The 12910-nt window shown below is 45.8% G+C and carries 16 protein-coding genes; 5 read left to right on the plus strand and 11 right to left on the minus strand.

Going from position 1 to position 12910, the window contains the following annotated elements:
* Nucleotides 1–41: 41 nt before the first annotated feature.
* The 4 genes from NKT06_RS26770 to yyaC form a co-directional block, all read right to left on the minus strand.
* Nucleotides 42–1289, minus strand: a complete 1248-nt coding sequence (locus NKT06_RS26770) for a class I SAM-dependent methyltransferase (protein WP_253440900.1) — start codon at nt 1287–1289, stop codon at nt 42–44.
* Nucleotides 1290–1384: 95 nt separating this feature from the next.
* Complete coding sequence (locus NKT06_RS26775; protein WP_253440902.1) at nt 1385–2089, minus strand: DUF6483 family protein; 705 nt, start codon at nt 2087–2089, stop codon at nt 1385–1387.
* 268 nt (nt 2090–2357) lie between these two features.
* Nucleotides 2358–3149, minus strand: coding sequence for an alpha/beta fold hydrolase (locus tag NKT06_RS26780; protein WP_036607004.1), 792 nt, complete (start codon nt 3147–3149; stop codon nt 2358–2360).
* 60 nt (nt 3150–3209) lie between these two features.
* Nucleotides 3210–3767, minus strand: a complete 558-nt coding sequence (gene yyaC / locus NKT06_RS26785; RefSeq protein ID WP_253440904.1) for a spore protease YyaC — start codon at nt 3765–3767, stop codon at nt 3210–3212.
* 158 nt (nt 3768–3925) lie between these two features.
* Here yyaC and NKT06_RS26790 point away from each other — a divergent pair, with 158 nt between their 5' ends.
* Nucleotides 3926–4150, plus strand: coding sequence for a DUF1128 domain-containing protein (locus NKT06_RS26790; protein ID WP_253440906.1), 225 nt, complete (start codon nt 3926–3928; stop codon nt 4148–4150).
* 148 nt (nt 4151–4298) lie between these two features.
* On the opposite strand, the gene NKT06_RS26795 is transcribed toward NKT06_RS26790, so the two are convergent.
* Both NKT06_RS26795 and NKT06_RS26800 read right to left on the minus strand, forming a co-directional pair.
* Nucleotides 4299–5024, minus strand: coding sequence for a pirin family protein (locus NKT06_RS26795; protein WP_253440908.1), 726 nt, complete (start codon nt 5022–5024; stop codon nt 4299–4301).
* A gap of 139 nt (nt 5025–5163) precedes the next feature.
* A complete protein-coding gene (locus NKT06_RS26800; RefSeq protein WP_253440910.1) occupies nt 5164–6183 on the minus strand; it encodes an asparaginase in 1020 nt (339 codons plus the stop codon).
* Nucleotides 6184–6358: 175 nt separating this feature from the next.
* Between NKT06_RS26800 and NKT06_RS26805 the strand changes: the two genes are divergently transcribed.
* From NKT06_RS26805 to NKT06_RS26820, 4 genes are all read left to right on the plus strand, one after another.
* Nucleotides 6359–7060 (plus strand): phosphatase PAP2 family protein, encoded by a 702-nt coding sequence (locus NKT06_RS26805; RefSeq protein ID WP_253440912.1) that lies wholly within the window; start codon nt 6359–6361, stop codon nt 7058–7060.
* A gap of 134 nt (nt 7061–7194) precedes the next feature.
* Nucleotides 7195–7452 carry a GlsB/YeaQ/YmgE family stress response membrane protein gene (locus tag NKT06_RS26810; RefSeq protein ID WP_017692278.1) on the plus strand — a complete coding sequence of 86 codons (258 nt, stop codon included), beginning with the start codon at nt 7195–7197 and terminating at the stop codon, nt 7450–7452.
* Nucleotides 7453–7516: 64 nt separating this feature from the next.
* Complete coding sequence (locus tag NKT06_RS26815) at nt 7517–7924, plus strand: YtxH domain-containing protein (RefSeq protein ID WP_074096444.1); 408 nt, start codon at nt 7517–7519, stop codon at nt 7922–7924.
* An 82-nt stretch (nt 7925–8006) separates the two neighbouring features.
* Nucleotides 8007–8372, plus strand: a complete 366-nt coding sequence (locus tag NKT06_RS26820) for a DUF5665 domain-containing protein (RefSeq protein WP_017692276.1) — start codon at nt 8007–8009, stop codon at nt 8370–8372.
* A gap of 20 nt (nt 8373–8392) precedes the next feature.
* Here NKT06_RS26820 and NKT06_RS26825 read toward each other — a convergent pair whose 3' ends face one another.
* From NKT06_RS26825 to NKT06_RS26845, 5 genes are all read right to left on the minus strand, one after another.
* Entirely contained in the window at nt 8393–9418 is a 1026-nt protein-coding gene (locus tag NKT06_RS26825; RefSeq protein ID WP_483311634.1) for a magnesium transporter CorA family protein, read from the minus strand.
* 139 nt (nt 9419–9557) lie between these two features.
* The gene (locus NKT06_RS26830; RefSeq protein WP_253440916.1) at nt 9558–10331 is read right to left on the minus strand and encodes a sigma-70 family RNA polymerase sigma factor; all 774 of its coding nucleotides are present in this window, start codon (nt 10329–10331) and stop codon (nt 9558–9560) included.
* A complete protein-coding gene (gene rsbW / locus NKT06_RS26835; protein ID WP_076212654.1) occupies nt 10328–10780 on the minus strand; it encodes an anti-sigma B factor RsbW in 453 nt (150 codons plus the stop codon). The genes NKT06_RS26830 and rsbW overlap by 4 nt, the downstream gene beginning before the upstream one ends.
* Before the next feature lie 18 nt (nt 10781–10798).
* Nucleotides 10799–11137, minus strand: a complete 339-nt coding sequence (locus tag NKT06_RS26840; protein ID WP_036606989.1) for an STAS domain-containing protein — start codon at nt 11135–11137, stop codon at nt 10799–10801.
* Nucleotides 11138–11223: 86 nt separating this feature from the next.
* The gene (locus tag NKT06_RS26845) at nt 11224–12900 is read right to left on the minus strand and encodes a response regulator (protein WP_253440918.1); all 1677 of its coding nucleotides are present in this window, start codon (nt 12898–12900) and stop codon (nt 11224–11226) included.
* Between the last annotated feature and the right edge of the window lie 10 nt (nt 12901–12910).

Genomic DNA, 12910 nt, shown 5'->3' on the forward strand with positions numbered 1-12910 from the left:
GACCCTAATTGCAGTATGTCCCTGGATTGGCATTGGCACACTCAGCAAATGTCGCAATTCGTGGAATCTTGAACGGTTTCTTTGTTCGATTTTGATTTCCCGATAACCTGCTTGCCATCATCAGGGAGCAAATCCGAACAAGCCCGCTCCAAATATGGATCGGCATGAATGAAATCACGGAAAGCCGTATATTCATTCCACATCTCCGACACTTCGCCAGCCTGACCGCGAACAGCACGTATCAATATGTTTTTAGGCGTATTCTCCATGTCGATGAATTCAAGTAATTGTGTCTTGTATCCCATCAGATCAAGCAACTTGGCACGAATTCCATCCGTAGCCAGTGCGGAGAAACGCTCCTTGAGGATGCCGTGGGACAACAACGGATTCATTACGGAAGCCTCTACTTGGTCAAACAGTTCATGCTGGCAGCAAGGAACAGACAGAATAACAGAAGCCCCCCATCGAACCGCTTTCTCCAAAGCAGCATCGGTAGCTGTATCACAGGCATGCAGTGTTACAACCATATCCACTTCGTTCAATTCATCGTAGTCCGCGATGTCTCCAACCAGAAACTTCAGATCGCCATAATGCAATCGATTAGCCAAATCATTACAGTGTTCAATGACATCTGCCTTCAGGTCCAACCCAATAATCTTGAGAGAACGACGTTGTTGTACAGACAGATAATGATATAACGCAAATGTCAGATAAGACTTCCCGCAACCAAAGTCAACAATGGTCAGTGGACGTCCTTCCGGCAGATGTGGAATGACATCCTGCACCATTTCGAGGAAACGGTTGATCTGTCTGAACTTGTCATACTTGCGGGCCAGCACACGACCTTCTTCGTTCATAATACCAAGTTCAACGAGGAACGATACGGGTACTCCCTCTTCCAATACATATTGCTTCTTACGATTATGCGACAGATCCACCGCAGTCTTGGAAGCAGATTTGGTCAGAATGGATACTTTATATTTTTTGCTGATCAAAATTTGATAGTCTGCCTCGGTAGTACAGAGCAGGCCTTGACGAAACGTCTCTTCGCATAGCAAAGTCATGCGCTCTGTCGCTTCAGCCGGAGTCAAATTCTCGTGCAGCACTTTGTTGTTATAATGAAATGCAAATTGATAATGCAGCTGATTCTTCAGTGTCACCGGCTTGACTTGCACTTTGGTATACGAGACATTGTCCCGCCTGCGCAGCTGGCTCCAGGTCGCTGTAATCAGCGAATTCTGTTCAAAGATGTCTTGTATAAGCTTTCGCAATGAATCCACGGGGTACATCTCACTTTCGGTTTGGTTTGGTCAACCGTTACCATACCACACTTCCGTTCCCTCTCCAAGTGATGGCATGTAACAAGCCTTGATCCAATTCATATTTATGAGTTCATCTCTTGACGACTTAGTTCGGCTAACCCCTCTTCAACTTCGTTGCGTGGCAAACCGCCTTGATCCAATTGTTCATCCGTGAGTTGGCTCAACCTTTCATAGAACGCCTGTACATCATCTCGGTAGCTTACCGGGAATTCAGCACCAAGCTGGAGCAATCTGTACCAACTGTTCTCTGCCTGGTCGTAATGTCCCTGTTGCTCACGATAGACGGCAAGCTGTCTTTCAGTCCGGGCAGGAAGTTCATATTCTTTGGTAAGACCCAATACACCCTCCACCCGTTCCGGTGCGTCCAATAACTTAGGATTAGCGCCATGATTCAATGCATACAGGTAGAAATGAAGTGATCTCATCAATCGAATGACAGCCTCATCCTCTGCGTCCATTCTTTCCTGATCCTCTATGCCTTCCACTTTGGCCTTCTCTTGATATATATATGCTTCTTCTTCAATTAGCCTGGCGGCTTGCTGCAGATTGTCCACTTCAATCATTCCGCGAAAACGGAACATTTCAATAACATCCTCCGCTGGCAACGAGTTCAATAGAGATAAGTTCAGCCCAAACTGCCTGCGCATCAGCTCATCCAGTTCAGACAATGCCTCGGTGTGCTTACGTTGCTGTTTGAGCGTGAACACTTTGCCAATTGCTTCAGTCATTTCCTCCATCATGCGGAGCAGATAATCTTTTCTGAACATGCTGTATGCCCCCTCATCATTCGACCATATCCATTCAATCGTTCTCATATCGTCCTATTGTAGTTATTTTAATTCATGCCATGACAAAAAGCCAAAAACAAGACGCATGTCTTTACTCTGGCCATGAAATAGATGAAACCCCTGCTTATCCCAAAAGGACGTTGCAGGGGTTCGACTGGCATGGGAACTGGTAATTCTCCACAAGAAGGGTGAATTATCCAGTAACCAAGCTATATTTTAATGAGATTAACATAAATCACTTCATAAATTACTTCGATAATCCAGCCATAAATTGCTTAATGACCTGAATTAACTCTTCAGGAGCTTCATACATGCTCATATGACCCGCACCCGCAATAACGGCTTGCACGATATGTGGCTTGTCACTTGTAAATGTACGTTCTGGCGGGATAACAGCATCCTTCTCTCCCGCTACCAGCAATACAGGTAAAGGTGTGGCGGACAGCACATCGCGGCGATCCGGGCGTTCACGCATTGCAAGTGCAGCACCAACAGCACCTTGAGGGGCAGTCTGGTAACCAATTTCCTTCACACGTGTTACGTGCTTAGATAACGATTCCACATGTTCGGGTGCAAACAGCCCGGGAACCAGTCCATCTACAAAATTCACGATACCTTCGGTTTGAATGGTGGAAACGGCACGAAGGCGTTTCTCTTTGGCTTCTTCACTGTCCGGGTAGGCTGTGGAATGAATCAGACCAAAAGCATTCAAACGCTCCGGGTGACGTTGTGCGATCGAGAGCGCAATATATCCCCCCATCGAGTGTCCCAGAAGGACCGCCTTTTCCACATTCAACTCGTCCATCAGTTGTAGTACATCGTTGCCCATCTGTTCGATGGTATAACTTCCTACAGGTGCATCTGTTTTTCCGTGTCCACGCAGATCGGGTACGATACAGCGATAGCTGCGTGCCAGTTCAGGTACGACCTCATCCCAATACGATGAACTGCCACAGTATCCGTGGAGCAAAATGAGTGCTTCTCCCTTACCTTGTTCGGCATAACAAATCGTCGTTCCATCACACATCACTTTTTCCATATGAATCCCTCTCTCTGCGCGAATTAAATAATTCAGGTTGTATATTATTAAGCCTACATCTTATGAATGAAACGTTTGTCTCCATTTCCATGCTTCAATTGCGGCGTCTGCAATCGTTCGGGACATCTCCATGACCAAGTGGAGCGAGGTCATCTGCAAAATGGAATAGGGCCTTGGTCCATTGGCATTAACCACAGCTGCTAGACTGTATTGTCCGACAGGAGGGAGATTGCCTCCAACCGATTGGGCTGGAATGAGTGGGTTATTCGAAAGATAGTATGTACCTACGGCATTCTTGGGACCCAGACACGCATCAATCGCTATGATGGCATGGTGTGCAGGAATAAGTGCCAATTTCTTCTCCAGCGTATCTGCATCACAAGGGGAAGACAGCGTGCCTATCACGTTACCTATTCCATTCTCTTGCAGTATACTTCCGGTCAGTGGACCCAGAGCATCCCCGGTGGAACGATCGGTACCGATGCAGACAAACGTGATTTCATCTGGAGCGTGAAGTTGAACGATGTTTTTGAAAAATAATACCAGATTCTCTGCAGGCACGCCTTTGCGGACTTCCCTTCCTTGATGGCGAACCATTTCTCGCTTATACGCTGCCAAGCTGTATTCCCTCCAGTACACTCAGGGTTCCATGAAAACCTGTTGTTGTATCCATCATTGTAACCGATGCTTGGTTTCCCCGCAAAAGCATTGGCCTGGGCACTTCCAATCATGATACAATAACAAGAGTTTCCGATACGGAAGGGATGAACTTAACGATGGATTTAACACAAGCAACAGCAGCCAATATGGAATATATGATTGAAGCGATCAAAACTAAACTTCGTATGGCAAGCGGTGCCGCCATGCAAGCTTCGTCATTCCCACTTGAGAAATATGAAGATCTGTTTGACCTGTATGAAATGATTTTGGGCAAGGAACATCTCAGTATCTCTGAAGTGGAAGCTGTCGCTTCGGAACTGGGTAAACTTCGTAAATCCTAGTCCAAGTATTGCTTTGGTCATATGCGACTTCAATGATTGCCTATTCAAAAGTAAGCAAAAAAGGACCTGTCTTCCACATCAACGTGGCAACAGGTCCTTTTTGCATGTTTATATTTCAAGACGATCTTTTACGGAATACCTCTAATCCTTAAGGCAGGTCAACCAGAACAAATTCGGCAGGTTCACTGTCTGTACTCGTAATTTGCAGATCGCAGCTTTTACGAATTCGTGCGGCATCCCCCGGCTTGAGGTTGAAGTTGCCATCCGAACATTGAATCTCTACATGTCCACGGATGAGGAAAAGGTGTGTCCGTCGATCTTCGTGTTGCGGGTACATCAACTTCTTCCCAGACTCCAAATGGGAGAGGTAACAGGTTACATCCTGAGAAATAGGCAATGCGCCTTCGGTTCCCTCGCCCCCTTGCCCGGATACAATCGGACATAGACGATTCAAATACTCCTGCGGCTCTATTCTCCGATTCGTATAGGATGGTTTCAGCATACGCTCCGATGGCAAAAACCACATTTGGAGGAAACGTACCGGTTCATCCGCTGACGGATTAGTCTCGGAATGTTCCACTCCCGTTCCCGCACTCATCACCTGGACCGTACCCGGTTCAAGCAGTTGTTCTGTTCCCATACTATCCGTATGTTTGAGTGTACCTGATATGACATAACTGACAAGTTCAAGATCATGATGTGGATGTTTCTTAAAGCCTTCTTGCGGCATCAGCGTGTTTTCATTATGAGCCAGCAGACAGCCAAAATGGGCGTTGCTCGGATCATCATAATCCGCAAAGGAAAAGCTGAATTCACTGTGTATCCAACCTCGATCCGACGTGTGCCTTTCTTCCGATGTCACCACTTTAATCATGTTCATCCACCTCCAAGGGTTTAGAGCTGCCACATTAGTACGGCAGTCCATGCGTGTATATGAATTGTTTAGATAAATACCAGTTGGTATGTCATCTTTACCCGGGGGCCGGCAACTCTAATCACGCCCCTTCTTAAGGTTATACGCTATCTTCAAGTGAGTGGAGAATGAACTCACTATCTGCATGACCTACAAGGGTACCCTCATCATTTCGGATGTCGGAAGGGAACACTTCAGCCAATCGTGCAAGGGTTCTCTCATTGGAATAACCAATCTGTTTCAGGATGGATTGGGTTATGAAGGCCCACTCTTCCTCGGAACCATCAAGTACCTTGAAGGTGATTCCCAATCGTTCTTTTTTCAGACCAAAACCGAATACCCCTTTGAATCCACCTTTCGCGACAATGTTATCGTCTTCCAGCAGCACTGAATCTACACGCTCCGTGCCACCTACCATTAACGGATGTTCATTCATAGCTGATGTAATCGTCTCTACAGCTGTTCTTGTAGAAGAATCGGCGATAAGGTCCGGACAAGCCAGCTTCAGATAGGCGTTCGACAATGCCGACAAAGGCAAAGAAAATACCGGAAAGCCGCAGCCATCCGTCCCAAGCTTAATCTCTTTTTCCTCAATACCTGCCAGGTCGGCAAACGTTTCGAGAATTTCACGTTGCACCGGATGATCCGGTTCAGCGTAACTACCCAAATCAACCTGCTTCATCTGACTGTACCCCAGAATTCCCAGATGTTTTCCGGAGCAGTTATGCAAGATGCGACGTTTCTCTCCTTGTCCACGTATCCATTGATTACGGCTTTCTTCATTAAGCGGGTAGCTTGGTGCACAGATCAGGCATTCTTCACCCAATCCGATTTTACCGGATAACTGCTCCAGCACCCGAATGTGTTCCGGTTCCGAACGATGCGAAGAGGACATAATGGCAATCTCCTGTGCGGAAAGGCCATAGTGACCGGCAATCCCTGCCCGGATTCCTGGAATAGCTTGAAAAGGTTTGGCAGATGAGCGAGTGAACGCTCTAAAATGAGGGTCGCCAGCCGAGTATACAATTCGGCCATACTCATCCGTAATACTTATGTGTCCGTAATGGGCGCATTCCATGACGCCTGCACGGTATTCTTTAATTAACAAGGCACTCTCCATGCGAGTTCTCTCCTTTGTGCTCCCGATTTCATCTCTGCTTTGCGTCACGACGCCGCATGGGATATCTTAAATAGTATAGTACAAAAGCGACGTTTTTACAGTTTTTTCGACAGGCATTTCGGGTATAGCTTTATCATCTATGTTCATGACTACCATACTGAAGGAGAAACTCACTATGCCACGTAAAATGTCTACACCATCCTCATCAGGTTCGACCCCTGGCATGTCGTTACGCCCCCTCTTCAACTGGAGTTTGGCTGGTATGGTTATCAGCGCTACGGTTGTATTCATCCTGGCAGGTCTGGGTGCCTGGTTGGGCCATGATTCTATTATTCGTCTGGATGATGAAATTCAGCAATTATTTTATCTGAATTCAGATTCACGTCTTTATCTATTGCCTTACACTGCATTCATAACCGCGCTGGGCTCATTCAAAATCTCTGCTGTAGCTGCAGGAGGTTTTGCTCTTCTTTTCTTCATACAACGCAGCCCAAGGTTTGTTATATATGGATATGCGATCACGGGAAGTTTTGCCATGATGTGGATTCTGAACACGTTATTGAAAGAATTTTTCAGACGAAGCAGACCTGAACTGGATCATCTGCTGGTCGTTCACGGGTACAGCTTTCCCAGCGGACATGCCATGATCTCCATGGGCTTCTACGGCATGCTCTTTGTAATCTGGGCCATTGAGCAACAGCGACATAACTCTTCCGGAGTGTGGCTTCCTGTTCTATGCGGAATCAGTTTTATTTTCTTGATTGGCCTCAGCCGCATCATGTTGGGCGTTCATTATCCTACGGATGTATTTACGGGATTTGCCGCTGGATTGGCATGGATCTTCTGCATGATTAAAGGCATTAAACAGAGCCGCTAAAGAATGAATTCCTCTGATTTCCAGTTCATTCATCCTCATCTTTATTGTTTCACAGGGTTGCACGGCGTTTATATACGAAGTAAGCAAACGCGAACAGACAACATCCTACATCAAGTTTAAAGGAGGCGGTTGTTATGTGGGGCATCATTATCAGCATTGTGATGGCTGTCATCATCGGATTGATCGGAGACGCACTTGCCGGTCACAACATGCCTGGAGGCATAATCGGTGCAATGATTGCCGGATTTGCCGGAGCCTGGCTGGGAGCACTTTTGCTTGGTAACTGGGGACCCGTTATCGGCAACTTTGCCATCATCCCTGCCATCATTGGTACAGCGCTCTTTGTTTTCTTGCTGGGGCTTGTGTCCAGACTGCTAAGACAGGCTGCCTGATTCGGGCAACAAGGTGTTCGTTGTTTCGTATTTGTTTCTTAATTTGAAGAAGGAGTGATTAGACATGAATAAAGCAGAAGAGCAATATCCTGTACAGACGGGTTCGACTTTCGCCAAAGGGATTTTCATCGGAGGTTTGCTGGGAGCTGCTGCGGCACTACTCTTTGCGCCTAAACCGGGACGTGAATTGCGTGGTGACCTTTCCGAGAAAGTAGGCATGGTTACTGACCGCACAAAAGAAGTTGCAACCGTTGTAGGCGATAGAGCATCTGAACTGGCTAAAACGGTCTCATCCAAAACTTCCGACATTGCAAAAACAGTGAATCAAGGCCGCAATGATGTCATGGAATCTGTGAGAAAAGCATCCGCTGATGTGGCTAACGAAGCCTCCCGTGCATCTGAAGAAGTGGCTGCCGCTTCCGTAGAAGCGAAGGAAGATGCACGTAAAGAACTTAACTCGACTAGCCTGTAAGGCGATACAGATCGAGTGACCAATAGCCAGCTGCACTCCAGCTGGCTATTTTTTATCCAATGCGAGTTGAGGGGGAATAATCATGAGTAAAGTTACAATTAACGGTAATACTCCAATTACGGGAGGAACACCGGCACAGCAGTATGATACAAGCGAGCATCCTTTTGAATTGCGACACGAGGTAAAGCGATTGAACACACGTCTGGACCAGATTGCGGACAGTCTGGAGAGAGCACAGATCAAAGATATTATTGAGAACTACAGCAGTCCCAAAAAGCGGATTATTACCAACTTCACAGCAGGTATGGCACGAGGACTCGGTTTGACCGTAGGGACCTTTGTTGTTCTAGGTCTACTCGCGTTCATTCTCAGTCAATTCGTCAATATGCCGATTGTCGGACAATATATCGCTGACTTGCTTGGCTATATTGAAGATTACAAAAACTAAGGGGACTAACCAACCGTAGGCTATCCCTTACGTTTTTTCGTTTCTCCTTTTTTCTCAGTCTCTTCAGCTGAAGGCTGTGAGGATTTGACTTTCAGCAAATCCCCTGTCCATCCTTTCATCATCAGCCATACATACATGCTGATCATGCTTAAGATAATGACAACAAGGACCAGTACAACTCCCCATGATTTGTCGATAAAGGGCAGGTTCTCAAAGTTCATCCCCCATATCGCGCCAGCTGCCGTAGCGGGTATGAACACAGCGGTGACAATAGTCAGTGTTTTCATGATCTCATTGCCACGTACACCGGAGATCGCATTATCAATGGAGATTAAGGTATCAATCTCTTTCTCATAATGACTAAACAATCGTTCCATACGCTCTACTCGATGTTGAAGCTGTTGGAAGTATCGATTTTCATTTATTTCATCAAGGTAAGCCTCATGTGAAGCGGCCATCAGTTCCGAGTAAGGGATGAACAGATTACTCCAATACAATAATTCAAATCGAGCGGCGAGAATCTGGTCCATCAAGGTGCGAGCATTGCGGGATTCCATCTTCCGTTCCAGATCACGCAGGTTCATCTCAAAATGATCCATTCCCACATGGTAGTAATGCAGTATAGCTCGAAAAAGTACAAACATCCCGTCCCTGGCCTCGCTACATTGCTGTAACATATGGGTGCGTTCATCCGTCTTCATAATTCCTCGTGTATTGTCATCCATATTTAAAGTAACCAGGTGATTGCGATCGACATAGAAAAACATCTGATTATCTTGGCGTTGGTCATCTCTCTCATTCTTGATCGCATACAACAAGCAACCAAATATGACTGGCTCTGTACCATTCACGAAGCGGACGGACAGATAATTTGATTCGACTTCTGGAATTTTATGAAGCCAATACTGCATATCCGGAAATGCCTCTGTCAGCTCCTCCAAAGCATTGTTCATGCTATTGGTGTCGGGTGCAACCCAATCCCACCATTGCCAATGATCCGAGCAAGATAACTTGTCACGGCGAGTTTCCAACTTGATTTGGTTCACAATCACTTTATCCACTCCTGCACTCATGTTCGTTCATTGCACACTCATCTTTTTTGATCCCAAAAAGGACACGTATGCATTTCAGTGCAATGACGTGTCCTTATTTATGCCGTACTCAACAACATTAGGGTTCCATTTTTCATAACATTGAAGCATTAGACATGATCTGTTTCAATTTCTCTGTAGCTCGCTTCTGAATACGAGATACGCTCATCTGTGAAACACCAAGCTTCTGGGCAATTGCCCGTTGAGATTGGCCATCCTGAAAGGCTAGAATAAGTACCTGCTGCTCTTGTTCCTTCAATTGTCCCAATGCCTGTTGCAAGTCCATCCGTTTTTCGACTGAATCATAGTCATTAACATCTGCACTGATCAGTTCACCCAATGTTGCTGCACTGTCATCCTGAGATAAAGGAGAATCCAGTGACACATAGTGGTAACATTCCCGACCAGCCAGAACTTCAATCGTCTCTTCTGCAGTCAAATCAAGGTATTCAGCAATTTCGTTCACACCGGGTGAGCGCTCCAGCTTCACGGTTAACTCATCAATGGCATGTTGCACAAGTGCTCCCTTTTCCTTAATCCTCCGGGGCACCTGAATATACCAGGATTTGTCTCGCAAATAGTTCTTCATATGACCGATCATGCTCTTCATAGCATAAGGTTCAAACGGAATACCTAGGTTGATATCGTATTGCTTAAGCAAACGAATCAAGGCCATCTGCCCGGTCTGATACAAGTCTTCGTATAGATCGGGGCGATTCCGAGCAATTTTACCTGCTGCCATCTTAACCATCGGTTCATATTTACGGATGAGAACTGTTGCAATTTCATTATCTTGGGTCTGCTGGTATTCCCAGATCAAACCTATAGCTTCAGACATGGACTCTGGGGGAGTCACTTTTTCACTCATACTTTCTCCTCACTTCTTGCAAGACGTTTTACGAGTACTACTTTCGTACCTTTGCCCGTCTCACTTTCCACACTGACATCGTCCATCAAGGCTTGCATCAGGTAGAACCCAAGTCCGCCAATCTGTGCTTCTGTCAGTTCTTTGTCGTGAAGACCAGCACGTGACACAGCAGGGTTCATGTTCTCGAAGCTGGCACCTTCGTCCTTAACAGTAATGGACAATGTTTCGCCTTCGACTTCGAATACAACTTCAACCATGCCGCCTTCGTGTGAGTAGGCATACAGTACAGAGTTGTTACAGGCCTCGGATACAGCAACTTTCATATCCTCAATGTCTTCATAAGAAAATCCCATTTTGGATGCTACTCCATAAAGATTAAGTCTTACAATATCAACGTAATCAGCTGTCGCCGGTAAATTAAGGGTGACTCTTTGAACTTCTGCATTCATTCCTTTTTCGATCCTTTCCTATTGGGAATTCTTCTGTGTGACAAAGAATTTGGCGATGCCCGTCATATCAAAAAGTTTCTGGATTTGCGCAGGAACTTCCTGTACTTCAAAGCGAGCTTCCATTCCATGTCTTGCCTTCAGAACAGATAACAGGATACCAATCCCTGTACTATCGATATACTTCAATTCTTTCATGTTGATCACAAGATCCTGTTCCTTGTTATCTACCAGCGGCTCCATCACCAAGCGGAAGTCAGGAGCAACCGACAAATCCAGTTCGCCAGTCAGATACACCGTGCACACGCCGTCCTGTGTTTCGGTTCTTGCATTGAATTTTTCGTTTTTGTTTGTATTCATTAGACATCTCTCTCCTGATCAATGGTTTCCTTACCTAATAACCCAACTTCAGTACGAGTGAAACAGAAAGAAGTTTGGAAAATGTTTCAATTGGCCTGATTCATGGCAGAAGGGCCTGAGTTTAGCATTTTTCGTTGTTTCTGAAACTGGGCTATTTTCTGTTTTACATTGCCCATTTTCACCGGTTTACTAATATAATCATCCATGCCTGCAGCAATACAGCGTTGCTGAATACCTTCCATCACGTTGGCAGTCATGGCTATAATGACCGGCTGATCGGACTGAGACAGGCTCTCTCGAATCCGCCTTGTACATTCCAAACCGTCCATAACAGGCATCTGCAGATCCATGAACACATAGTCATAGGGATAGCGGCTACTATTTACCATATCGAGTGCGCTCTGCCCATCTTCAGCAATGTCTGAGAGCAACCCAAGTTTACCGAGCATAATCGCCATCAATTTCTGGTTGATAGGATGATCATCCACAATTAAAACCGTCGGGTATTTATTCTCATTCTTCACATCCGTCAGCTTCTCTTCCCCATTCATCTGGACCAGTTCGGTTTCTACATAACGCTTCGCCTGGATTGTAAATACAAACGTCGCTCCACGTTGCTCTGTTGTATCCAGGTAGATCTGTCCACCCATCATTTCAACCAGAGTCTTGCATATTGCCAGTCCTAAGCCAGTTCCACCGTATTTACGTGTCATTGATGTATCCAGCTGGGAAAACGGCTGAAACAGGCGGTCAACTTTGTCTGAAGCGATACCTATCCCGGTGTCTTTAACAGCAAATTCCAATGCCATTTGTCCGTCTTTTTCTTCCTTAACTGACACGATCAGATATACTCCACCTTGATCGGTAAATTTGATCGCATTTGCAATAAGATTCAAGAGAACCTGACGCAGCCTTGCCATATCTCCATAAATTAATTCAGGGACAGAATCTTCCAGGAAATAATCCAATTCCAAACTCTTTTTGCCTGCTTCTGCAGCAAACAATCCCAACACTTCCCGAATACAGGAGACAATTTCAAAAGGATGCTCTTCAAGTTCCATTTTGCCTGATTCCATCTTGGTAAAATCAAGAATGTCGTTGATGACCGTGACAAGTGCATCCGCGCTGCGACGAACGATATCTGCATATTCTTTCTGATCTTCCTTCAGTTCCGTCTCCATTAGCAGATCCACCATGCCGATAACTCCGTTCATCGGTGTACGAATCTCATGACTCATCATTGCCAGAAACTCGGTCTTTGCATTAGCTGCAATTTCTGCTTCTTCCTTGGCCTGAATGAGTTGTTGGTTCATCTTCTCCAGTTCCTGTGTCTTCTGGTGAAGCAGCATCGTCTGGGTTTTCAGTCGTTTGTTGGTGATAAACATCTCCACAAAGCCCTCGATTTTGGATTTCAAAATCTGAGGAATAAATGGCTTAACCATGTAATCAATGGCCCCGGCTGAATATCCGGCAAACAAGTGCTCCGCTTCTCTGCTATTCGCAGAGATGAATATAATCGGCACATCCTTGGACTTGTCCCGTGCCTTAATTAACTTTGCTGTCTCAATTCCGTCCATACCAGGCATCTGCACATCGAGAACGATAACCGCAAATTCGTCTTTTAGCAGACAGCGGAGTGCCTCTTCTCCGGAAGTTGCCTTAACGAGTTTATATTGTTCCGATTCCAGAACTGCTTCAAGAGCAAGCAAGTTCTCAGGGCGGTCATCTACCAACAATATGTGGATTGGTTCATTGAGCCCCATGGCTAACCCT

The organism is Paenibacillus sp. 1781tsa1 (assembly GCF_024159265.1).
In the GTDB taxonomy this organism is placed as follows: domain Bacteria; phylum Bacillota; class Bacilli; order Paenibacillales; family Paenibacillaceae; genus Paenibacillus.